A 22,231-nucleotide genomic window follows, 5' to 3' on the forward strand; every position below is an offset into this window, starting at 1 on the left:
TCAGCGTGGCACGGGCCCAGGGACGCCGCACGTCCGCCGGGGGCCGGGGCTTCAGCGGGCCGGGACCGTACCGAGGACCCGCTGGAAGGCGGCGAGCGTCGGGGTGCCGGTGGCACGGTCGAGGATGCCGAAGACGACCTCGTCGAAGTGTCCGGCGAAGCGGCCCCCGCCGGTGAGCAGGGCCTTGAAGGCGCCGGCGACCTCGGCCGGGTCGTTGCGGAAGACCCCGCAGCCCCAGGCGCCGAGCACGAGCCTGCGGTAGCCGGCGGCGGCCGCCGTCTCGAGCACCCGCTCGGCGCGGGAGGCCAGGGCCGCCGGGATGCGGTCGGCCAGCTCCGGGGTCCGCCGGAGCACGACTCCCGCGTTGGGGGCGGGCGAGGTGAGGAAGCCGGCGGTGAAGGGTTCCGGGAGCAGCGCTCCCCGGTCGTCGCGGAAGACCGGGACGCGGGGCGAGTGGATGACGCGGTCGGTGTAGAAGGCGTCGCGCTCGGTCCGGTGGTGGTCGTAGTAGGCGGGGGCCCGCAGCAGGGTGACGTACAGGGCGGAGGAGCGGCAGAGCGCCTCCTCCTGGGCCTGGGCGCCGTTGAGGTAGCCGCCGCCGGGGTTGCGGGCGGAGGCGAAGTTCAGGACGGCGACGGGACGGGCGGGGTCGGCGGTGAGCATCCGCCGGGCGGCGGCCAGGCTGCTCTCGGCGGTGACCTCGAGGGTCGTCCGGCGGTCGGTGTCGGGGGTGACGGGGACGGGTTCGGGGCCGTGGAGCCGGGTTCCGGCCAGGGCGGCGGCGAGGTCCTCGGCGAGGGAGACGGTCCGGCCGTCGGGGGTCCGGTACTCCCCTGCGGCGACGATCTCCTCGGTCCGGCGTGCGATCTCGCGCAGTCGTGCACTCATCTGCCCAGGATGATCGTTTCCGCGGGTCCGGGACAAAGGGTTTTCCGCCGGGCGGCGGGCGGCGGTCCGCGGAGCGCCGTCGCCGGCCGGGGCGTGCCCCGGGCCGCCCGCGGCGACCGTGGGACGGAGCGTGGGATTTCGGCCGACCTGAGGCACGAGGGGCGCGCCGGGCCCGTGGGGGCGCCCTTGCACGCGGCCGGGCGGTGGCTTTAGGTGGAAGCAGCGACTCCCGGGACGGTTCCGGCGAGGACACGAGGAGGTGCACGGATGTCGTCGAACGCCACGGCACGGGGCGGCCCGCCCCTGACCGAGGAGGAGGCGGAGGCCCTGCTGCGGGGCATCTGTTTCAAGACCGGCCCGCCCCGGACGGTGGGAGCGGAGCTGGAATGGCTGGTCCACGATCTGCGCGACCCCCGCCGCCCGGTGCGCGCGGACCGGCTCACCGCGGCGCTCGACTCCGTACGGGCCGTACCCCTGGTGTCGGCCCTCACCTTCGAACCCGGCGGGCAGCTGGAGCTCAGCTCGCGCCCGGCCGGATCCCTCATGGAGTGCCTCGACTCGCTCGCCGCCGATCTGCGCGCGGTGCGGGCGGCGCTCGACCCGTTCGGCCTCGGGCTGAGCGGCTACGGCGTGGACCCCTGGCACGCGCAGCGGGACCGCGTCCTGCACGAGCCGCGGTACGACGCGATGGAGGCCGCCCTCGACCGCACCGGGCCCGCCGGCCGGGCCATGATGCGCGACTCGGCGTCCGTGCAGGTCTGCCTGGACGCCGGTCTCGACCGGCCGGGGCCGCTGGGCTACCGGCGGCGCTGGGAGCTGGCGCACCTGCTGGGCGCGGTGCTCGTCGGCGTCTTCGCCAACTCGCCCCGGCACGGCGGGCGCACGACCGGCTGGCGCTCCATCCGGCAGGCCCTGTGGGCCGACCTCGACCCGCGGCGGGCGCTCGCCCCGCCGGTGGACGGCGAACCGCGCGCCGCGTGGGCCGCGCACGTCCTGGACACCCCCGTGCTGTGCGTGCGGACCGAGGACGGGCCGTGGGCCGTGCCGGAGGAACTGACCTTCCGTACCTGGCTGCGCACCGGGCTCCCCCGGCCCCCCGTCACCGACGACCTGCGCTACCACTTGACGACCCTCTTCCCGCCGGTGCGGCCGCGCGGTCATCTGGAGCTGCGGATGATCGACGCGCAACCGGGGCGGGACGGCTGGATGGTGCCGGTGGCCGTCACGACGGCGGTGTTCGAGGACGACCGGGCGGCGCAGGCCGTGTACGAGGCGGTACGACCGCTGGCGTGGCGGGCCGGCGCCGCTCCCGCGCCGCGCAATCCGCTCTGGGAGGCGGCGGCCCGCGACGGGCTGGCCGATCCCGGGCTGCACGGCGCCGCCCTGGCGGTCTTCACCGCGGCGCGCGAGGCGCTGCCCCGGATCGGGGCGAGCGAGGAGGTGTGCCGTGCGGTGGCCGCCTTCCACGAACGGTATGTGATCCCGGGGAGCTGCCCGGCCGACGAACTCCAGGTGGTGACGTCATGACCGAGATCGACACCGACACCGATACCGGGGCCGATGCGGAGACAGGGCCCGGTCGCGGCGGCGGAGCCCCGCTCGCGGCGGCGGGCGCCGGTCCCGAGGAGCTGCGGCGGCGGGCCGTGGACGCGCTCACGGCGGCGCGGGAGCGGACCGCGCTGCTGACCTCCTGCGTGGAGGACGGCGAACTCACCGCCCAGCACTCCCCCTTGATGTCGCCGCTCGTGTGGGACCTGGCGCACATCGGCAACCAGGAGGAGCAGTGGCTGTGGCGGGCGGTCGCCGGACGGGAGGCGCTGCGGCCGGAGATCGACTCGCTGTACGACGCCTTCGAGCATCCGCGGGCGACCCGGCCGTCGCTGCCCCTGCTGGCGCCGCGCGAAGCCCGCGCCTACGCCGCCGACGTACGGACGCGAGTGCTGGACGTCCTGGGGTCGACCGCGCTGGAAGGGCCGCCCCTCCTGGCGGACGGGTTCGCCTTCGGCATGGTCGCGCAGCACGAACAGCAGCACGACGAGACCATGCTGATCACCCATCAGCTGCGCAAGGGGCCGGCCGCGCTGACGGCTCCCGAGCCGCCGGACAGCCGGACGGGGGCGCTCCCCGCCGAAGTGCTCGTGCCCGGCGGGCCGTTCACCATGGGCACCTCGGACGAGCCGTGGGCACTGGACAACGAGCGTCCGGCGCACCACCGGGTCGTGCCGGCCTTCCACATCGACACCGTGCCCGTCACCAACGGCGCCTATCAGGCCTTCATCGCCGACGGCGGGTACACGGACCCGCGCTGGTGGCATCCGGAGGGCTGGGAGCAGATCCGGAAACACGGGATCGGGGCGCCGCTGTTCTGGCACCGGGAGGGCGGGCAGTGGCTGCGCCGCCGGTTCGGAATGACGGAGCCGGTGCCCGAGGAGGAGCCGGTGCTGCACGTGAGCTGGTACGAGGCGGACGCGTACGCGCGCTGGGCGGGCCGAAGGCTGCCGACCGAGGCGGAGTGGGAGAAGGCCGCCCGGCACGACCCGGTGTCCGGGCGTTCGCGCCGCTACCCGTGGGGCGACTCGGACCCGGGGCCGCGGCACGCGAACCTGGGGCAGCGGCACCTGCGGCCGGCTCCCGCCGGAAGCTACCCGGAGGGCGCCTCCGCCCTGGGCGTGCGCCAGCTCATCGGTGACGTGTGGGAGTGGACGGCCAGCGACTTCCTGCCGTACCCGGGCTTTCGCGCCTTCCCGTACAAGGAGTACTCGGAGGTCTTCTTCGGCCCCGGCCACAAGGTGCTGAGGGGCGGCTCGTTCGCGGTGGACCCGGTGGCGTGCCGGGGCACCTTCCGCAACTGGGACCTGCCGGTGAGGCGCCAGATCTTCTCCGGTTTCCGTACCGCGCGCTCCGCGGAGCTGGACTGATGTGCCGTCATCTCGCCTACGTGGGGCCGCCGGTGGCGCTGGGCGAGCTGCTGCTGCTTCCGGAGCACGGTCTGCTGCGGCAGGCGTGGGCGCCGCGGACGCAGAGCAGCGGCGTGGTGAACGCGGACGGGTTCGGCGTGGGCTGGTACGCGGGCGGGGACCCGGTCCCCGCCCGGTACCGGCGGACCGGGCCCATCTGGGGCGACCTGTCCTTCGCGGACCTGGGCCGGGTGGTTCGGAGCGGGGCGCTGCTCGGTGCCGTGCGGGGGGCCACGCTGCCGGGCGCGGACGGGGAGGCGGCGGCGGCGCCGTTCGCCTCGGGCCCGTGGCTGTTCAGCCACAACGGTGCCGTGCCGGGCTGGCCGGGGGCGCTGACCGGGCTCGCGGCGGCACTGCCGGCCGGGGAGCTGCTCGCCCTGGAGGCGCGGACCGACTCGGCACTGCTGTGGGCACTGGTGCTGCACCGGCTGCGGGCCGGGGACGCGCCGGGGGACGCCCTGGCCGACACCGTGCGCGAGGTGGCCGGGGCGGCGCCCGACGCCCGGCTGAACCTGCTCCTGACCGACGGTTCCGCGATCGCGGCGACGGCCTGGCACAACAGCCTCTGGTATCTGACGGGCCCCGGCCGGGTGGCCGTGGCCTCCGAACCGTACGACGACGACCCGCGGTGGCGCGAGGTGCCCGACCACACCCTCGTCACCGCGACCCGTACCGACGTCGTCCTCACCCCGCTCAAGGAGCCTTCCGCGTGAGCCCGTTCCAGCTGACCCGTACCCTCGCCCCCGACGCCGCGAGCGCCGATCTCCGCGCGGACGTCCTGCACGGGCTGACCCGCACACCGAAGGAGCTGCCGCCCAAGTGGTTCTACGACGCCCGGGGCAGCGAGCTGTTCGAGGAGATCACCCGGCTTCCGGAGTACTACCCGACGCGGGCGGAGCGGGAGATCCTCGCCGCCCGGGCGCCGGAGATCGCCGCCGCGACGGGGGCGCGGACCCTGGTGGAGCTCGGTTCGGGCTCCTCGGAGAAGACCCGCTTCCTCATCGACGCGCTGCTGCCCGGGCTCGACACGTACGTGCCGGTGGACGTGAGCGAGTCGGCGCTGACCGGAGCGGCCGAGGCGCTCCTGGCCGAGCGTCCCGGCCTCCGGGTGCACGCGCTGGTCGCGGACTTCACCCGGGGTCTCGCCCTGCCGGGCACCGAGGGGCCGCGGCTCGTGGCGTTCCTCGGCGGCACGATCGGCAATCTGCTCCCCGCCGAGCGGCGGACCTTCCTCCGCTCGGTCCGGGCGATGCTGTCGCCCGGTGACGCGCTGCTGCTCGGCACGGATCTGGTGAAGGACGGGGCGACGCTGGTGGCCGCGTACGACGACGCGGCCGGGGTGACGGCGGCGTTCAACAAGAACGTGCTGGCGGTCATCGACCGTGAGCTGGGCGGGGACGCGGATCCCGCCGACTTCGCGCACGTGGCGGTGTGGAACCCGGAGCGGGAGTGGATCGAGATGCGGCTGCGCGCCCGGCACGCGCTGGCCGTGAAGATCCGGGACCTGGACCTGGTCGTGCCGTTCGAGGAGGGCGAGGAGGTGCGGACGGAGGTGTCCGCGAAGTTCCGTCAGGAGGGGGTGAGGGACGAACTGGCCGCGGCCGGACTCGAACTGGCCCGCTGGTGGACGGACGAGCAGGGCAGGTTCGCGCTGTCGCTGGCCACGGCGCGCTGAGCGGCGGCGGCCAGGGCCCGGCGGTCGCGGTACCGTCCGCCGGGCAGGGGGTCGAGGAGGCGGACGTCGGCGGTGAGCCGGCGGGTGGACACGATCCGCCAGAGCGAGGCGCCCAGCGGGTCGTCCCCGACGTACGCCGCCGCGTGCGTGGGCCGGTAGTCGAGCCGTACGGGCTGGACGTCGGTCCCGGCGTCCAGGGCGGCCTGGAACGCGGCGGGGCGGAACCGTCCCGCCGCCCGGCCGCACCAGGTCGAGCCCTCCGGGAAGACGACCACCCGTCCGCCGCCGGCGAGGACGCCGGTCATCGCCCGTACGGTGCCGGGCAGGCTCCGCAGCCGGTTCCGGTCGATGAAGAGGGTGCCGCCGAGCGCGGCCAGCGTGCCGAGCACGGGCCAGCCGCGGACTTCCCGCTTGGCCACCATGCGGCCCGGCAGGACGGCGGCCACGAGCGGGACGTCGAGCCACGAGACGTGGTTGGCGACGACGAGGAGCGGCCCGGCGTCCCGGGCGGGCGCCTCGGGGAAACGGACCAGGACGCCGAAGGCGCGGAGCACCGCGCGGACCCAGAGGCGTACGAGGGCGTGCCGGGCGTCCGCCGGGAGCGGGGCCGCCGCCGGTGCGAGCAGGATGCCGGACAGGACGGTGCCGATCCCCGCGGCGAGCCGGAGCACGGCCCGCGCCACGGGGACGCGGCCCTCCGGCTCCGTACCGTCCGAGGGGTGGGCGGCGCAGCGGTCACCAGGGGTGCAGGGCGCCGTGGGGAGCCACGGCGAGGGGGCCGGGGACCCGCTCACCGGGCCGGGGCGAGCGAGAGGAAGTGGCGGAGGTAGCGCGGGTCGGTCCTGCGCAGCGACAGCAGGACGTAGAGGTCGGCGACGCCGAAGTCCGGGTCGTGGGCGGGGGCGCCGCAGACCCACGCGCCGAGCCGGAGGTAGCCGCGCAGCAGCGGGGGCAGTTCGGTGCGGCCCTCGGGCCGGGCGACGCCCTCGGGGCTCCACAGTTTGCGCGGGGTGACCCAGTACTCCTCCGGGGCGAGGTGCTTCTCCTTCACGGTGTCCCAGGTGGCGGCGGCGAGCGCGCCGCCGTCGGCGAGCGGGATCGAGCAGCAGCCGGCCAGCCAGTTGTGGCCGGTGCGGGTCATATAGCGGGCGAGGCCGGCCCAGATGAGGGCGATGACGGCGCCGTTGCGGTGGGCGGGGTGGACGCAGGAGCGCCCGACCTCCACGAGGTCGGGGCGGACGGGCGCGAGCCTGCCGAGGTCGAACTCGGTCTCCGAGTAGAGGCGTCCGGCCACGGCGGCCCGCTCGGGCGGCAGGATCCGGTAGGTGCCGACGACCTCTCCGGTGTCCTCGACCCGCACGAGCAGGTGGTCGCAGTAGGCGTCGAAGGCGTCGGTGTCGAGGCCCGGTTCGGGTCCGTCGAGGCGGGCGCCCATCTCCCCGGCGAAGACGAGGTGCCGCAGCCGCTGGGCGGCGCGGACGTCCTCCTGCCGGGTGGCGAGTCCGACGACGTACCGGGGCGCCGGCTCCGCCGCCCGGTCCCCGGCGGCCCCGGCCTGCCCGGGGAACGGAGCCCCGGGCGGCACGGGAACGGCGGGAACGGCGAGCGGCTGGGCCGGGACGGCGGGAAGGGGGGCCGTCCGGGTGGGGGCGGCAGGCGCTGACGGCGGGACGGGCATGTCGGGCTCCTCCGGCGTGCGGATACGGAAGCGGGGTACGGGGCCGCGAGCGGCGCCGGTCCCGCACTCCCACTTCTTCCGTGGCCGGCTGGATTCGACATGACCGTCCGGAGGATCGCGGATGTGCGAACGCTGAATGCTATTCGGCGAGCGTCTCCGTGATGGCCCGGGACGCCTCGCGCGCGGCCTCCACCGGGTCCTCGCCCCGCAGGACGGCCGTCATGTACGGCTTGATGGGGTTGTCGGCCTCCACGTCGGCCCACTGGGGCGAGTTGGGGGTGGCGCGGCCCCGGGCCGCCGCGCGCGCCATCACGGCGGTCGCCTCCTGGCCGGAGACGGCCCCGGCCAGGGACTTCTTGTTGGGCACGTAGCCCATGGCGCGGGCGAGTTCGGTCTGCCAGCGTTCGCCCGCGAGGGCCTTGACGACCTCCAGGGCCGGCCCCTTGTCGGGCGCGTTGTCCGGGATGACGAGGTCGGAGCCGCCGGTGAAGACCGCGCAGGGCTTGCCGGGCTCCTCGCCGGGGATCGGGAAGTAGCCGAGCTCGCTCTCCAGGGCCGGGTTGGCCTTGAGGATCGCGGGCACGTTGTTGGGCGTCGCGATGATCTGGGCGACGTCTCCCCGGGCGAAGACACCGGTCTGCGGCGGGTTCTGCTCGTCCGCGTCCTTGGGGCCGTGCCCGAGGGACTGGAGCTCCTTGTAGACGGCCATGCCGCGCCGGGCCGCCGGGCTGTCGAGGGCGCCGGTCCACATCCCGCCCTTGTCGACGGCCAGTTCGCCACCCTCGTCCCAGACGAAGCCGGCGAGGGTGTACCAGTCCTGTCCGGCGAGGTAGATGCCCTGGACGCCGTCTCGGTTGAGCTTGCGGGTGTCGGCGAGCCACTCGGCGCGGGTGGCGGGCGGCCCGTCGATGCCGGCCTTCTCGAACAGTCCCTTGTGGTAGATGACGATGCGGTTGGCCGCGTACCAGGGGATGCCGTACTGGGAGCCGTCGATGCTGCCGGGCTCGGCGAGGCCGGGCAGCCAGTCCTCCCGGCCGAGGTCGCGGATCGACTCCAGTGTCAGGTCGAAGAGGTGGCCGGTGTCCGCGTACCGGGCGACCTGGGTGTTGCCGACCTCGATGACGTCCGGCCCGCCGGGCCCCTCGATGGCCTCGGTGACCTTCTTGCCGATGCCGGTCCAGTCCTGGACGGTGACCCGGATGTCGACGCCCTCGTGCTCGGCCTCGTACGTCTCGGTGAACTTCGTCAGGAACTGCTCGCTCACGCTGTCCCGCATGAGCCAGAGGTCGACCGTCCTGGTCCGGCTCCCACCGCCCGGCAGCATGCCGCAGCCGGTGAGGGCGAGTGCGGTGAGGGCTGCCAGGGGGCAGGCGAGAGGGCGGTTCTTCACGGCGGTCACCTTCTGCGGGCCGGCACGGGCGGACGTGCGGCATGGGGGCTGACCCGCCGTGGGGGGACGAACGGGGCGTTCGCGCGGGTGTGTGGCCTGGATTCTGGTCTGGACCAACGAAGTGGTCAAGTCCTGGACCGGTCCGTACCGGACGATCCGCATCCTTACCGACGGGTAGGGACGTGGCGGTGCGTCGGCCGCGTCCGCGCGGAGCCGTACGGACGGCTCCCCCCGGCCTTCCCCGGCCGGCTCGTGCAGGTGGGCGGGAGGCCGGCCCGGCCGGAGCCGCCGTGTCGCGCGCCGCTCCGGCCTGGGGCACGGTGGAGGGAACGCACGAGAGGAGCCCGGCCCCCATGTCCAACCACACCTACCGCGTCACCGAGATCGTCGGCACCTCCACCGAGGGCCTGGACCACGCCATCCGCAACGGGATCGAGCGGGCCTCGCAGACCCTGCGCGGTCTCGACTGGTTCGAGGTCACGCAGATCCGCGGCCACCTGGTCGACGGCTCGGTCGAGCACTTCCAGGTCGGCCTGAAGGTCGGCTTCCGCCTGGAGGAGGGCGAGTGACGCGCGTACGCCGCCGCGCCCGGACCTGACGGCGGCCGGGACCGTCGCGTACGGGCCGACCCCCCCTCCGCCCGTACGCCGCCCCGGCCCGCGCGGGTCGTCACACGGCTCGCGTACTCCCCCTCAGGTCCTGCCCTCCCGCTCCTGGGCGTCCTTCAGCTCCGCGGACGGCGTCGCCCAGCGGGCGCGCACGACGGTGAAGCCCGCCGCCTCGGCCGCGTCGCAGACCAGGTCGTCGTCGTCCACCAGCATCCGCACCTCCCTGCCCTCCGCGAACGCGCGCAGCAGCTCGACCTTGGTCACCCGGGCGGGCCGGAAGTCACGGTTGCGCCGCATGTGGATCGCGCCCTCCGGCAGGCCGTGGCCGGCGAGCCACCGCTCGGTGTCGCGGCGGCAGCGCTCCGGCCGCCCGGTGAGGTAGACGATCTCGCACTCCCGAGCCGTACGGAGGCAGAGGTCCACCCCCTCGTCGAGCGGGGGATCGTCGGGCGCCGCCGCGAAGAAGGCGTCCCAGTCGCGGGGCCGCCGCTCCAGGAAGTGCTGTCGGTGGGCGGTCGCGGCGAGGGTGTTGTCGAGGTCGAAGACGGCCAGCGGCCGCGGGTCGCGTGTCACCGTCCCAGCCTGCCACGGGCCGTGCCGCCGCACGGCGCGGCCGTCCCGGGAATCCCGGCCCGCTCCCGGCGTTGAAGCATGGTGTGAGCAGCTTCGCGAGTGACTTCCCCGGCGCCGTCCGTCTCTCGGTCCTCGACCGCTCCCGCGTCCGGGAGGGCGAGGAGCCGGGGCGGGCGCTGCGCGAGACCGTCCGGCTGGCCCAGGAGGTGGAGGCCCTCGGCTACCACCGCTTCTGGGTGTCGGAGCACCACGGCGTGCCCGGGGTGGCCGGTTCGGCGCCCACGGTGCTCGCCGCCGCCGTGGCGGCCGCCACCTCGACGGTGCGGGTGGGCACGGGCGGGGTGATGCTGCCCAACCACCGGCCGTTCGTGGTGGCCGAGCAGTTCGGGGTCCTGGAGTCCCTCTTCCCCGGGCGGATCGACATGGGGGTGGGGCGCTCGCTGGGGTTCACCGACGGTGTGCGGCGGGCGCTCGGACACGACAAGGAGGAGGCCGGGCTGTTCGGTGAGCAGCTGGCCGAGCTCCTCGGCTGGTTCACCGGGGACCGGACGGCCCATCCGGGGGTGCACGCGCGGCCGGCGGAGGGGCTGCGGGTCCCGCCGTTCGTGCTGGCCATGGGCGAGGGAGCCGGCATCGCCGCCGAGGCCGGGCTTCCCCTGGTCATCGGGGATTTGCGGGGCCGTTCGAAGCTGCTGGCCGCCGTGGAGGCGTACCGGTCGGCCTTCCGGCCCTCCGCGTGGGCGGCCGAGCCGTACGTGGTGGTCGCGGGGACGGTGGCGGTGGCCGGGGACGAGGAGGAGGCGCGGCGGCTGCTCGTGCCGGAGGCGTGGGCGATGGCGCACGCCCGCACCCGCGGGGACTATCCGCCGCTCGCGCCCGCCGGGCGGATCGAGGCGATGACGATGACGCCGAAGCAACGGGGCTTCTACGTGGACGGGCTGCGGGGCCATCTGCACGGTACGGAGGAGCGGGTGGCCGAGGAGCTGGAGCGGGTCGTGAAGGAGACCGGCGCACAGGAGGTGCTGGTCACCACGAGCACGTACGACCGGGCGGCGCTGAGCGAGTCGTACCGGCGGCTGGCGCGCGCGGTCGGCCTGCGGGCGCCCGTGGCCCCGGCCCGACCGGGGCAAAGCGGTCCCACCGGATAAAATCACCGGATGCGTGACAGGACCTCCGGCCCGGCTCCCGCCCCGGCCCACGACCCGTACGTCCGGGTGCGTGGCGCCCGCGAGCACAATCTCAAGGGGGTGGACGTCGACATTCCGCGCGACGCGCTCACCGTCTTCACGGGCGTCTCGGGATCCGGCAAGTCGTCCCTGGCGTTCGGAACGGTGTACGCGGAGGCGCAGCGCCGCTACTTCGAGTCGGTCGCGCCCTACGCGCGGCGGCTGATCCACCAGGTGGGGGCTCCCCGGGTCGCCGAGATCACCGGTCTTCCGCCGGCGGTCTCCCTGGAGCAGCACAGGTCCACGCCGAACGCCCGCTCCTCGGTCGGTACGGTGACGGCGCTGTCGAACTCGCTGCGGATGCTGTTCTCCCGCGCGGGCGCTCACCCTCCGGGGGCCGAGCGGCTCGACTCGGACGTGGGGCGTCGGCCTCGTGACCGTCGGAGTGGCCGTGGCGATGATGATCACGGGGTCGACGGCCGGCGCGCTCCTCTTCCTGTTCACCAACCCCATCACCCTGGTGCTGGCGCTGCTGGGTCTCTACGCGATGAGGACGCCGTTCTACGAGTGGTACCTGCCCCGGTACGGCATCACCGTCGAGGCGGTCCACCGCGGCCACCGGAACTACGCCTTCACCGACCTGCACGGCACGACCCGCACCGCCGCCGTCGCGGGCACCGCCCCGACCAGACGGATCGCCTACCACCCGGACAGGGCCGGCGGCGAGCCGTTCGCCGCGCACTCGTGGGTGCACAAGGTGTTCCGGACCTCCTTCTGTCTGGCGTTCCTCGTCGTCGCCCTCTCGCTCTTCGCCCTCAACATCTACCTGGCCGTCGACGGCTTCCGACGCGGCTGACCGCACCTTTCCGAACGGGTTCGGCCCGGAGGTCCGGCGGTGGGGCCGGTGGGGCCGGTGGGCGGCAGAGTTCCCTTCCCGGTCACAGCACGAGGCGGGCGTGGCCGCCCGGGCGTGCCGCCCCTCCCCCGCCGTGCCGCTCCGCGAAGCCCGCGGCGGCGCTGTCAGGGGGCCTGCCCCTTGACCTTCCGGCGGGCCCGCAGCCACTCCTTGTTCATCGCGGTGATCGAGGGCAGCGGGATGCCCTTCGGGCAGGCGGTCGCGCACTCGCCCGTCAGGGTGCAGCCGCCGAAGCCCTCCGCGTCCATGCGGGCGACCATGTCGAGGACGCGGGTCTCGCGTTCCGGGGAGCCCTGCGGGAGGACGTTGAGGTGGTTGACCTTGGCGGAGGTGAACAGCATGGCGGAGCCGTTGGGGCAGGCGGCGACGCAGGCGCCGCAGCCGATGCACTCGGCGTGCTCGAAGGCGAGGTCCGCGTCGGCCTTGGGGACGGGCGTGGCGTGGGCCTCGGGGGCGGAGCCGGTGGGGACGCTGATGTAGCCGCCGGACTGGATGATGCGGTCGAAGGCGGAGCGGTCGACCACCAGGTCCTTGACGACGGGGAAGGCGGCGGCACGCCAGGGTTCGATGTCGATGGTGTCGCCGTCGCGGAAGGACCGCATGTGGAGCTGGCAGGTGGTGGTGCGTTCGGGGCCGTGGGCGTCGCCGTTGATGACGAGGCTGCACGCGCCGCAGATGCCCTCGCGGCAGTCGTGGTCGAAGGCGACGGGGTCCTCGCCGCGCAGGATGAGGTCCTCGTTGAGGGTGTCCAGCATCTCCAGGAAGGACATGTCGGAGGAGATGCCGTCGACCTCGTAGACGGCCATGGCGCCTTCGGCGCCGGCGTTCTTCTGGCGCCAGACGCGCAGGGTGAGCCTCATGCGTAGCTCCGCTGGGTGGGGTGGACGTACTCGAAGGTCAGGTCTTCCTTGTGGAGCACCGGGGCGCCGTCGGAGGCGAACTCCCAGGCCGCCACGTACGCGAACTCCTCGTCGCGGCGGGCCGCCTCGCCGTCCGGCGTCCGGGACTCCTCGCGGAAGTGGCCGCCGCAGGACTCCTCGCGGTGGAGGGCGTCGAGGCACATCAGCTCGGCGAGTTCCAGGTAGTCGACGATCCGGTTGGCCTTCTCCAGGGACTGGTTGAACTCCTCGCCGGTGCCGGGGACCTTGATCCGGTGCCAGAACTCCTCGCGGATTTCCGGGATGCGGCGCAGCGCCGTGCGCAGTCCCTCCTCGGTGCGGGACATGCCGCAGAACTCCCACATGAGGTCGCCGAGTTCGCGGTGGAAGGAGTCGGGGGTGCGGTCGCCGTCGACGGCGAGCAGGAGGTTCAGCCGGTCCTCGGTCTCGGCGAGCACCTCCCGGACGGCCGGGTGGTCGTCGGTGACGGGTTCGCCGCCGGGGTGGCGGGCGAGGTGGTCGTTGAGGGTGGCGGGCAGGACGAAGTAGCCGTCGGCGAGACCCTGCATGAGGGCGGAGGCGCCGAGGCGGTTGGCGCCGTGGTCGGAGAAGTTGGCCTCCCCGACGGCGAAGAGGCCGGGGACGGTGGTCTGGAGGTCGTAGTCGACCCACAGTCCGCCCATCGTGTAGTGCACGGCGGGGTAGATCCGCATCGGCACCTCGTAGGGGTTCTCCGCGGTGATCCGCTCGTACATGTCGAAGAGGTTGCCGTACTTCTCCTCGACCTTGGCGCGGCCCATGCGGCGGATGGCGTCGGCGAAGTCGAGGTACACCCCCTGGCCGCCGGGGCCCACTCCCCTGCCCTCGTCGCAGACGTTCTTGGCGGCGCGGGAGGCGATGTCGCGGGGGACGAGGTTGCCGAAGGAGGGGTAGATCCGCTCCAGGTAGTAGTCGCGCTCGTCCTCGGGGATCTCGGCGGGGGGCCGCCGGTCGCCTGCGGCCTTGGGGACCCAGATGCGGCCGTCGTTACGCAGGGATTCGCTCATCAGCGTGAGCTTGGACTGGTGGTCGCCGGTGCGCGGGATGCAGGTGGGGTGGATCTGGGTGAAGCAGGGGTTGGCGAAGTAGGCGCCGCGCCGGTGGGCCCGCCAGACGGCGGTGGCGTTGGAGTTCATCGCGTTGGTGGAGAGGTGGAAGACGTTGCCGTAGCCGCCGGTGGCGAGGACCACGGCGTCGGCGTAGTGGGTGGAGATCCGACCGGTGATCAGGTCGCGGGCGACGATGCCCCGGGCGCGCCCGTCGACGACGATCAGGTCGAGCATCTCGGTGCGGGGGTGCATCTCGACGGTGCCGGCGGCGATCTGCCGGGAGAGGGCCTGGTAGGCGCCGAGCAGGAGCTGCTGTCCGGTCTGGCCGCGGGCGTAGAAGGTGCGGGAGACCTGGACGCCGCCGAAGGAGCGGGTGTCGAGGAGTCCGCCGTACTCACGGGCGAAGGGGACGCCCTGGGCGACGCACTGGTCGATGATCTCGACGGAGATCTGGGCGAGGCGGTGGACGTTGGACTCGCGGGCGCGGAAGTCGCCGCCCTTGACGGTGTCGTAGAACAGACGGCGCACCGAGTCGCCGTCGTTGCGGTAGTTCTTCGCGGCGTTGATGCCGCCCTGGGCGGCGATGGAGTGGGCGCGGCGCGGGGAGTCCTGGTAGCAGAACTGGACGACCTGGTAGCCCTGTTCAGCGAGGGTGGCGCCGGCGGAGCCGCCGGCGAGGCCGGTGCCGACGACGATGACGCGGTGCTTGCGGCGGTTGGCGGGGTTGACCAGCTTCGCCTCGAAGCGACGGGTGTCCCAGCGGTCGGCGATGGGTCCCGCCGGGGCCTTGGTGTCGGCGATCGGCTCGCCGAGCGTGTACGCGGGGTGGTTCATGGTCAGTTCACCAGTCCGGTCATGACGGCGACGGGTACGGAGACGAAGCCGGCGGTCAGGGCGAGTGCGAGGAGGTCGGCGAGGGCCCTCAGGAGGCGTTCGCGGCGGGCGCTGCCGACGCCGAGGGTCTGGGCGGCGCTCCAGAAGCCGTGGCGGACGTGGAGGCCGACGGCGAGCATGGCGACGAGGTAGATGACGTTGCCGTACCAGGTGGAGAAGGTGTCGACCACGTTCTGGTACGGCTTGCCGGCCTCGAAGCCGCCGGGGTGGACGGTGCCGGTGGTGAGGTCGAGGACGTGCCAGACGATGAAGAGGGCGAGGACGACGCCGCCCCAGCGCATGGTCCGGGTGGCGTAGGAGGCGCGGCGGCGGCGGTGGACGTAGCCGGTGGGGCGGGCGGCGATGCCGCGTCTGCTGAGCTGGTAGGCAGAGACGGCGTGGGCGAGGACGGCGGCGAGGAGCAGGACGCGGACGGCCCACAGACCCCATGCGTGGTGGAGGACGGGGGCGCCCATCACGCGCAGCCAGTGACCGTAGGCGTTGAACTCCTCGGGGCCGAAGAAGACCTTGAGGTTGCCGGCGACGTGGGCGACGAGGTAGCCGAGCATGATCAGGCCGCTGACGGCCATGACGGTCTTCTTGCCGATGGTCGAGGACCAGAATCCGCGTGTCGGGGTGGAGGACGGCGTACGGGCGGCCGTCCGGTCCCTCGGGGGTGCCAGAGCCATGGCTCGACGCTACGGCTCGGAGTGCCGAGAGGTCCAAGACATGGTGCGGCTGATCTCGATAGGCCACGCCTATGCGGAGGCGGTAAAACGGGTCGACAGCGCCCCTCGCACCGGGCACAGTGGCCGGCCGTGACGAGCAGCGAACTGTGGACCCGTGAAACCGCCGACCGCTACGACGCCGAGGAGGCCGAAGCCTCCTCGGCCGCCGTCCTCGGACCGACCCTCGCCTTCCTCGCCGAGCTCGCCGGAGACGGCCGGGCACTGGAGTTCGCCATCGGAACCGGACGGGTGGGCGTTCCCCTCCAGAAGCGCGGCGTGCCGGTGGTGGGCATCGAACTGTCCGAGCACATGGCGGCGGTGCTGCGGCGCAAGGTGGACGAGGAGACGCTCCCGGTGACCGTGGGGGACATGGCCACCACCGTCGTCCCCGGCGCGTTCTCCCTGGTCTACCTCGTCTACAACACCCTCACGAACCTGCTCACGCAAGACGAGCAGGTCGAGTGCTTCCGCAACGCCGCCCGGCATCTGGAGCCCGGCGGCCGGTTCGTCGTCGAGCTGGGTGTGCCGCCGCTGCGGCTCCTGCCGCCCGGCCAGGTCGCGGTGCCGTTCGACGTCTCCCAGCGGCATCTCGGCTTCGACACCTTCGACCTGGTCGAGCAGATCCTCGTCTCGCACCACTTCACCCGCGACGGCGACGACGGCCGCTACCGCCGCGCGAACTCCCGGCACCGGTACGCCTGGCCGGCGGAGCTCGACCTGATGGCACGGATCGCCGGGCTCGAACTGGAACGCCGCGTCGCGGACTGGGACGGGTCCCCGTTCACCCAGGACTCCGCGAAGCACGTCTCCGTGTGGCGCAAGCCGGCCTGAGATCGGCCACCGGGCCGGCAGGACCTCGTACGACCGGGCCGGCCTCCGGGCCTCGCGGCATCCCCCTTGTCTCTAAGGTGAGGGCATGCAGTTCCAGCAGCTCCTCTACTTCGTCGCCGTGGCCGAGACCCGGCACTTCACCCGGGCGGCGGAACGGGTGCACGTCTCGCAGCCCTCGCTGTCGCAGCAGATCAAGGCGCTGGAGCAGGAGCTGGGCGCGGAGCTGTTCAGCCGGGCGCGGGGGAACATCGCGCTCACCGAGGCGGGCGAGGCGCTGCTGCCGCTCGCCCGCAGGATCCTCGCCGACACCGACACGGCGCGCACCGAGGTGCAGGAGCTGGTCCAGCTCAAGCGGGGCCGGGTGCGGCTCGGGGCGACGCCGAGTCTCTGCACCGGTCTGCTGCCGGACGTGCTGCGCGCCTTCCACGACCTGCACCCCGGCATCAAGATCATGATCGAGGAGGGCGGCTCGCACGATCTCGTACGGGAACTGGCGCGCGGCGCGCTCGACCTGGCCCTCGTGGTGCTGCCGCTGCCCTCGCCGTCACCGGCCCTGACGACGGTGGAGCTGCTCCGGGAGGATCTGGTGGTGGTCTCCTCGGCCTCGGCTCCGGCGCCGCGCCGGCCGGTGCGGATCACCGATCTGCGCGACCAGCCGCTGGTGATGTTCCGGCACGGCTACGACCTGCGGGAGCTGACGGTGTCGGCCTGCCGGGCGGAGGGGTTCGAGCCGTCGTTCACGGTGGAGGGCGGGGAGCTGGACGCGGTGCTCGGGTTCGTGCGGGCGGGGCTCGGGATGGCCGTGGTGCCCGCGATGGTCGCCTCGCGGGCGGGCCGGGACCTGAGGGTGACGGCGCTGGCCCGCCCGGGTCTGCGCCGTACGATCGCGCTGGCCCACCGCAGTGACGTGGCGCCGCCGCGGGCCGCCCGCGAGCTGCAGAAGCTGCTGCTGCACCGGAGGTGAGCCGCGTGCCCCGGCCCCCGCGCGGGGGCCGGGGCACGCGGCTCAGACGGCGTCCGCCAGGAGCAGGGTGTGGATGCGGTCGGGGGCGCCGGGCCGTGCGTAGTACCAGCCCTGGGCGGTGTCGCAGCCGAGGTCGCGGAGCCGGCGGGCCTGGGCTCCGGTCTCGACGCCCTCGACGGTGACCGCGAGTTCGAGGCTGTGGGCGAGGGAGACGATGCCCTCCACGATCTTCAGGTCGACGGGGTCCACCGGGTGCTGCTGCATGCCCCGGGTGAAGGACCGGTCGAGCTTGAGGACGCTCACCGGGAGGCGGCGCAGGTTGGCGAGGTTGGAGTAGCCGGTGCCGAAGTCGTCGAGCGCGATGTCGACGCCCATCTCGGCGAGCTGCCGCAGCGGCTTGAGCAGGTCCTCGTCCGCCCCGATCAGTGCCGACTCCGTGACCTCCAGGCAGAGCGCGCCGGGTTCGAGGCCGGAGCGTTCCAGGACGTCGACGGTGTCGGCGACGAGCCGGGGGTGGTGCAGCTGGGTCGGCGACAGGTTGACGTTGATGCGCAGGGGGCCGCCGTCGGCGTGCCGGGACTGCCAGACGCGGGCCTGGCGCACGGCTTCCTGGAGCACCCACCGGCCGAGGGGCACGATGAGGCCGGTGTCCTCGGCGAGGGGGATGAAGCGGTCGGGTCCGAGCACGCCGTGCTGCGGATGGCACCACCGGACGAGCGCCTCGGCACCGTGCACGCTGCCGTCGCCGAGGTGGACGAGGGGCTGGTACTCGATGAAGAACTCGCCGCGCTCCAGGGCGGCGGGCAGGGCCGTGGTGAGGCCGTGCCGGGTGATGGCGCGGGCGTCGGCCTCGGGGTCGGCGAGTTCGAAGCGGTTGCCGCCCGCCGACTTGGCCCGGTACATGGTGATGTCGGCGCTGCGCAGCACCTCGGCGGGGGTCCGCTCGCCCGCCGGGCCCTCGACGACGCCGACGCTGCCGCGGACGGTCAGTTCGCGGCCCTCGATCCGCAGCGGCGCGGCGAGGGCGCCGAGCATGCGGTCGGCGAGTTCGGTGACGTCGCGCCGGCCGTCGGCGCCGGTGGTGAGGGCGACGAACTCGTCCCCGCCGAGGCGGGCCACCATCTCGTGGGGGCCGGTGACACAGCTCTGGAGCCGGTCGGCGACCTCCACGAGGAGGCGGTCGCCGGCGGAGTGGCCGAGGCTGTCGTTGATGACCTTGAAGCCGTCGAGATCGAGGTAGCAGAGGCCGAAGCGGGTGTTCTCGCCGGGGGCGAGGGCCTTCTCCAGGCGTTCGAAGAAGAGGGTCCGGTTGGGGAGCCCGGTGAGGGCGTCGTGGGTGGCCTCGTACCGCAGCCGCAGGTGGAGCAGACGGCGTTCGGTGGTGTCCTCCAGGAGCGCCAGCTGGTACTGGGGGCGGCCGTCGGCGTCGCGGAGGAGCGAGACGGTGAGGTTGGTCCAGAGAACCGTTCCGTCACCGCGGTAGTACGGCTTCTCGACCCGGTAGTGCTCCCGCTCGCCGCGGACGAGCTCCTCGTAGAGCTTCCAGACGTGCGGGCCGTCCTCGGGGTGGACCCACTCGCTGACGTTGCGGCTGCGGACCTGGCCCTCCATGCCGCCGAACATGCGGGTGAGGGTCTCGTTGACCTCCAGGACGTTGCCGTCGAGGTCGGCGATGCCGATGCCGATGGCGGCCCCGTCGAAGACGGCCCGGAAGCGGGACTCGGTGGCGTGCAGGGCGAGTTCCGCGGCGCTGCGGGCGGAGAGGGCGGACTGGGCGATGGCCTCCTGCTCGGTACGGGTCCGCTCGCGCAGGGCCTGGGCGTAGCCGGTGGCTATGGCGTGCTGGAGCCGGGAGCACCGGGCCCGCAGTTCCTCGGCCGGGAGGTCCGACTCCGCGCCGCAGTAGAGCACCAGGTAGCTGTCGACGACGCCGAGGCTGCGGCCGAGGGCGTCGGGGTCGGTGCAGTGGGCCTCCACCAGGGCCGCGCCGGTCCGCTGGGCCGGGGCCGTGTCGAAGGGCCGGGCGTGCAGGGCGTCGTACAGGGCGCGGGCGAGGGGCAGCAGGTGTCCCTCGAACTCGGCGCGGGTGAGCGAGGTGGCGGTCACCGGGAAGATCGCCCGGCTCCAGATGGTGGCGAACCGCCTGAGTCTGTCCTCCGGGCCGTCGGCTTCGGCGCCGGCGCCGGACGGCTGCGACGGCATCTTCACGCCTTGCGCCCCACGCCCGCGAAGCCGGAGAAGGCGTACGGGTCCTCCTCCTCGACCGGACCGTCCGGCCGCCAGTGGGGCATCGGGACCAGGCCGGGTTCGAGGAGCTCGGTGCCCTCGAAGAAGCGGGCGATCTCGGGCCCGGAGCGCATGACGAGCGGGTTGCGGATGTTCCGGTAGACGCCGACGGTGCCGCTCGCCTGTTCCTCGGTGAGGGGGATGCCCTCGTAGGAGGCGTGGGTGAGGACGACGAGGCTGCCGGGGGCGAGGGCGTCGATCAGTTCGGCGACGGCCTCCCGCGGCCGGTCCTCGTCCTCCAGGAAGTGCAGGACGGCGACGAGGAGGAGGGCGACGGGCCGGTCCAGGTCGAGGAGCCGTTCCACCTCGGGGCTGTGCAGGATGTCGGCCGGCTTGCGCAGGTCGGCGGCGACGACGGCGGCGCGCTCGTCGCCCGCCAGGACGGCGCGGCTGTGGGCCACGGCGACCGGGTCGTGGTCGACGTAGACGACGTGCGCGCCGGGGTGGGCGGCCTGGGCGACCTCGTGCACGTTGCCGAAGGTGGGTATGCCGGAGCCGATGTCCAGGAACTGGGTGACGCCGTCGTCGACGGCGTGGCGGACGGCCCGGCGCATGAACGCGCGGTTCGCCTGCATGATCTTGGGCAGGCCCGGCATGAACTCCATGGCCTTGCGGGCCGCTTCCCGGTCGACCTCGAAATTGTGCGAGCCGCCCAGATAGAAGTCGTACATGCGGGACACGCTCGGCACCGAGATATCGATACCGGGCGGGGCCCAGGCGGGACGCTCCATCAATGTCTCCAACAGTCGCCATGGGGGACGCGGCCAGGTGTTCGCGGCCGGTGTTCGAGGTGAGGCTACTGATCGCCCGCCGGGAGAGCGAGTAGAAACGGAAATTCGCGGTCCGTTCTTGGTCACACGCCATTGGCACGTGCTCGCGAAGCGGACAGTTCACGCCTTCATCCTGTGCATTTTCACGTGCATCTGACCGTGCGTCGGCTACGGGACGCGGGCGACACGTCCCTCGCCGGGCCCCAAGACCCCTCCCTCGCTCGGATGTTCGGGCGATGTGTCCGGGGCGTCGGCCGTCCCGCCCCGCGGCACTTTCTCGCGAACCCGGGGTGACAACCGGCCAGTTCTCCGGAAAGGGGTGTGAAGGGCGGGAGTCGGCCATCATCGGCCATGAAGCGGAAGGAATCCATCCACATTATGGCCGGTCAGGGGCCGGAGAGCGCAAAACCGCCACCAGGACGCCGATTCGTCAAAGCGGCGCCTCTCAGGATGCCCTCCATCCGGCGAATCCACAGCGTTTCCGCCCCCGCGGGGGGACGGACGTGATCAAGCTCGTCGGCGTGTCTCTGTACGGATCACTTCTCGCGCGGCCGTTGGCGGCCGCCGCCCTGGTGTGGCTGCTCGCCGCGCCGGTGCCGGCCGCCGCCGACTCCTGCGCCTCCGCCATCACCGGCCCCGGCGGTTCGCACACGCCGGTGGCGACCGCCGGCCGGGGGCCGTGCTCGCCCACCCCGCCGCCGTCCCCGCCTCCCCCGCCCGCCACCACCGCCCCGCCGGCCCCGACTCCGACGGCGACTCCGCACCCCCCGCCCCCGTCGCGGCCCACGCCGGTACCGCCGCCTCCTGTACGGACGACCCCCGCACCGGCCCCGGCCCCGGCCCCCACCGCCGTCCCCGGTCCCGTGCCGCCGCCGGCGTCGATTCCGGCGTTCCCGCCGGTGCCCGCCTCCCCGGCGGCGCCCACCGTCCCCGTACCGCCCGCGCGGACGTCCCCTCCCCGGCCCGCGCCGGCGGCGCCCGCACCGGCGCCCTCCGCACGGCCCCGCCCGCCGGCCGCGGGCCCCGTGGCGCTGCCCCGTTACCGCCGCACCGCCCGTCCCCGGCCCGCCGGGGGTAACTCCGTCGTCACCACGACGTTGATGATCATCGCCCCCGCCGTGCTCGCGACCGCGATCCTGCGTCCGCGGTCCCGGTGAACCCGGCCCCTTCCACCCGCACCGGAGTTGCCCATGTCCGAATGGCTCGTTCTCACCCTGGCGATGGCCGCGGCCTGCGCCGTCGTCCTCGCCATCGTCGTCATCAACAACCGCCGGATCCCGGAGGACGACGACCCCAGCGAGACCCCCGACGTCATCGAGTACATGACGATGATGATCGGTGTGATCTACGCGATCGTCCTCGGTCTCGCCATCGCCGGCGTCTGGGAGGCGCGGAGCGCCGCCCAGGAGACCGTGCGGCAGGAGGCGCAGGCGCTGCACGAGATCTCCGCGCGCGCCGAGGTGTACCCGCAGGCCGTCCGGGACCGGATCCGCGCCGATGTGGACGCGTACGTCTCCTTCGTCGTCGACAAGGAGTGGGCGCACATGTCCGACCACGGGGAGCTCAGTGACGAGGGAACCGCGCTCCTGGAGCGGGTGCGCCGCAGCGTCACCGACTACCGGCCGGCCGACGACTTCGAGGGCCAGGCCTACCAGCCGCTGGTGGACCAGGTGTCGGTGGTCGACGACGCCCGGGGTGCCCGGGGCGACAGTGCCGGGGCGACGATGCCGGGAGTGGTCTGGTTCGGCCTGATCATCGGCGCCCTGGTGACGGTGGGCCTGATCTTCACGCTGCAGATCCGGCGCACCGGACGGGAACTGCTGCTGGCCGGCCTGTTCAGCGCGCTGATCGCCTTCCTGCTGTTCCTCATCTGGGACTTCGACGCGCCGTTCGGCCGGGGGATCTCCGCCACCGCCACGCCGTTCACCGATCTGTTCCCGCAGGTCACACGGTAGGCCGGGG

The 22,231-nt window shown here is 73.7% G+C and carries 20 protein-coding genes and 1 pseudogene; 11 read left to right on the forward strand and 10 right to left on the reverse strand.

Annotated elements, in window-relative coordinates; translation table 11 throughout:
* Positions 1-51: 51 nt before the first annotated feature.
* Positions 52-888: a TIGR02452 family protein gene (locus tag ACFY60_RS19045; RefSeq protein WP_388611894.1), complete on the reverse strand. Its 837-nt coding sequence runs from the start codon at positions 886-888 to the stop codon at positions 52-54.
* Between the two features lie 267 nt (positions 889-1,155).
* Between ACFY60_RS19045 and egtA the strand changes: the two genes are divergently transcribed.
* From egtA to egtD, 4 genes are read left to right on the forward strand one after another with little or no spacing between them, the layout of a single operon-like run.
* Positions 1,156-2,415: an ergothioneine biosynthesis glutamate--cysteine ligase EgtA gene (egtA, locus tag ACFY60_RS19050; RefSeq protein WP_388611896.1), complete on the forward strand. Its 1,260-nt coding sequence runs from the start codon at positions 1,156-1,158 to the stop codon at positions 2,413-2,415.
* Positions 2,412-3,806: an ergothioneine biosynthesis protein EgtB gene (gene egtB / locus ACFY60_RS19055; protein WP_388611898.1), complete on the forward strand. Its 1,395-nt coding sequence runs from the start codon at positions 2,412-2,414 to the stop codon at positions 3,804-3,806. The genes egtA and egtB overlap by 4 nt, the downstream gene beginning before the upstream one ends.
* Positions 3,806-4,558, forward strand: a complete 753-nt coding sequence (gene egtC, locus ACFY60_RS19060; protein WP_388611899.1) for an ergothioneine biosynthesis protein EgtC — start codon at positions 3,806-3,808, stop codon at positions 4,556-4,558. Before egtB ends, egtC begins: the two co-directional genes overlap by 1 nt.
* Complete coding sequence (gene egtD, locus ACFY60_RS19065) at positions 4,555-5,520, forward strand: L-histidine N(alpha)-methyltransferase (protein WP_388611901.1); 966 nt, start codon at positions 4,555-4,557, stop codon at positions 5,518-5,520. The genes egtC and egtD overlap by 4 nt, the downstream gene beginning before the upstream one ends.
* Here egtD and ACFY60_RS19070 read toward each other — a convergent pair.
* The 3 genes from ACFY60_RS19070 to ACFY60_RS19080 form a co-directional block, all read right to left on the reverse strand.
* Positions 5,415-6,314, reverse strand: coding sequence for a lysophospholipid acyltransferase family protein (locus tag ACFY60_RS19070; RefSeq protein ID WP_388611903.1), 900 nt, complete (start codon positions 6,312-6,314; stop codon positions 5,415-5,417). The two genes, egtD and ACFY60_RS19070, sit on opposite strands and share 106 nt — an antisense overlap.
* A complete protein-coding gene (locus ACFY60_RS19075; protein ID WP_388611905.1) occupies positions 6,311-7,198 on the reverse strand; it encodes a GNAT family N-acetyltransferase in 888 nt (295 codons plus the stop codon). The genes ACFY60_RS19070 and ACFY60_RS19075 overlap by 4 nt, the downstream gene beginning before the upstream one ends.
* A gap of 139 nt (positions 7,199-7,337) precedes the next feature.
* Positions 7,338-8,588 carry an extracellular solute-binding protein gene (locus tag ACFY60_RS19080; protein ID WP_388611906.1) on the reverse strand — a complete coding sequence of 417 codons (1,251 nt, stop codon included), beginning with the start codon at positions 8,586-8,588 and terminating at the stop codon, positions 7,338-7,340.
* Between the two features lie 353 nt (positions 8,589-8,941).
* On the opposite strand from ACFY60_RS19080, the gene ACFY60_RS19085 reads away from it, so the two are divergent.
* Positions 8,942-9,157: a dodecin gene (locus ACFY60_RS19085; protein ID WP_388611908.1), complete on the forward strand. Its 216-nt coding sequence runs from the start codon at positions 8,942-8,944 to the stop codon at positions 9,155-9,157.
* A 123-nt stretch (positions 9,158-9,280) separates the two neighbouring features.
* On the opposite strand, the gene ACFY60_RS19090 is transcribed toward ACFY60_RS19085, so the two are convergent.
* Positions 9,281-9,769 (reverse strand): hypothetical protein, encoded by a 489-nt coding sequence (locus tag ACFY60_RS19090; protein ID WP_388611910.1) that lies wholly within the window; start codon positions 9,767-9,769, stop codon positions 9,281-9,283.
* A gap of 83 nt (positions 9,770-9,852) precedes the next feature.
* Between ACFY60_RS19090 and ACFY60_RS19095 the strand changes: the two genes are divergently transcribed.
* From ACFY60_RS19095 to ACFY60_RS19105, 3 genes and pseudogenes are all read left to right on the forward strand, one after another.
* Positions 9,853-10,917 (forward strand): MsnO8 family LLM class oxidoreductase, encoded by a 1,065-nt coding sequence (locus ACFY60_RS19095; RefSeq protein WP_388611912.1) that lies wholly within the window; start codon positions 9,853-9,855, stop codon positions 10,915-10,917.
* Between the two features lie 9 nt (positions 10,918-10,926).
* Positions 10,927-11,352, forward strand: a pseudogene (locus ACFY60_RS19100) (ABC transporter); the annotation flags it as partial.
* Between the two features lie 16 nt (positions 11,353-11,368).
* On the forward strand, positions 11,369-11,791 hold the full coding sequence (locus ACFY60_RS19105) for a hypothetical protein (RefSeq protein ID WP_388611914.1): 423 nt from the start codon (positions 11,369-11,371) through the stop codon (positions 11,789-11,791).
* A gap of 164 nt (positions 11,792-11,955) precedes the next feature.
* Here the strand turns inward: ACFY60_RS19105 and ACFY60_RS19110 are convergent, their stop codons facing one another.
* Genes ACFY60_RS19110 through ACFY60_RS19120 form a run of 3 tightly spaced genes read right to left on the reverse strand, consistent with a single transcriptional unit; the run spans position 11,956 to position 15,379 of the window.
* A complete protein-coding gene (locus ACFY60_RS19110) occupies positions 11,956-12,711 on the reverse strand; it encodes a succinate dehydrogenase/fumarate reductase iron-sulfur subunit (RefSeq protein WP_388611916.1) in 756 nt (251 codons plus the stop codon).
* On the reverse strand, positions 12,708-14,651 hold the full coding sequence (locus ACFY60_RS19115) for a fumarate reductase/succinate dehydrogenase flavoprotein subunit (protein ID WP_388611918.1): 1,944 nt from the start codon (positions 14,649-14,651) through the stop codon (positions 12,708-12,710). Before ACFY60_RS19115 ends, ACFY60_RS19110 begins: the two co-directional genes overlap by 4 nt.
* Before the next feature lie 2 nt (positions 14,652-14,653).
* Positions 14,654-15,379, reverse strand: a complete 726-nt coding sequence (locus ACFY60_RS19120; protein WP_388611919.1) for a succinate dehydrogenase — start codon at positions 15,377-15,379, stop codon at positions 14,654-14,656.
* A gap of 129 nt (positions 15,380-15,508) precedes the next feature.
* Here ACFY60_RS19120 and ACFY60_RS19125 point away from each other — a divergent pair, with 129 nt between their 5' ends.
* Both ACFY60_RS19125 and ACFY60_RS19130 read left to right on the forward strand, forming a co-directional pair.
* Positions 15,509-16,249 (forward strand): class I SAM-dependent DNA methyltransferase, encoded by a 741-nt coding sequence (locus tag ACFY60_RS19125; protein WP_388611921.1) that lies wholly within the window; start codon positions 15,509-15,511, stop codon positions 16,247-16,249.
* Positions 16,250-16,334: 85 nt separating this feature from the next.
* Positions 16,335-17,213: a LysR substrate-binding domain-containing protein gene (locus ACFY60_RS19130; protein WP_345277349.1), complete on the forward strand. Its 879-nt coding sequence runs from the start codon at positions 16,335-16,337 to the stop codon at positions 17,211-17,213.
* A 42-nt stretch (positions 17,214-17,255) separates the two neighbouring features.
* On the opposite strand, the gene ACFY60_RS19135 is transcribed toward ACFY60_RS19130, so the two are convergent.
* Both ACFY60_RS19135 and ACFY60_RS19140 read right to left on the reverse strand, forming a co-directional pair.
* Positions 17,256-19,421 (reverse strand): putative bifunctional diguanylate cyclase/phosphodiesterase, encoded by a 2,166-nt coding sequence (locus ACFY60_RS19135; protein WP_388611922.1) that lies wholly within the window; start codon positions 19,419-19,421, stop codon positions 17,256-17,258.
* Positions 19,418-20,230, reverse strand: a complete 813-nt coding sequence (locus ACFY60_RS19140) for an SAM-dependent methyltransferase (protein ID WP_388611924.1) — start codon at positions 20,228-20,230, stop codon at positions 19,418-19,420. Before ACFY60_RS19140 ends, ACFY60_RS19135 begins: the two co-directional genes overlap by 4 nt.
* A gap of 1,229 nt (positions 20,231-21,459) precedes the next feature.
* On the opposite strand from ACFY60_RS19140, the gene ACFY60_RS19145 reads away from it, so the two are divergent.
* Positions 21,460-22,224 (forward strand): hypothetical protein, encoded by a 765-nt coding sequence (locus tag ACFY60_RS19145; protein WP_388611926.1) that lies wholly within the window; start codon positions 21,460-21,462, stop codon positions 22,222-22,224.
* Positions 22,225-22,231 lie beyond the last annotated feature (7 nt).

The sequence above is a fragment of the Streptomyces sp. NPDC012827 genome, assembly GCF_042900905.1.
In the GTDB taxonomy this organism is placed as follows: Bacteria; Actinomycetota; Actinomycetes; order Streptomycetales; family Streptomycetaceae; genus Streptomyces; species Streptomyces gulbargensis.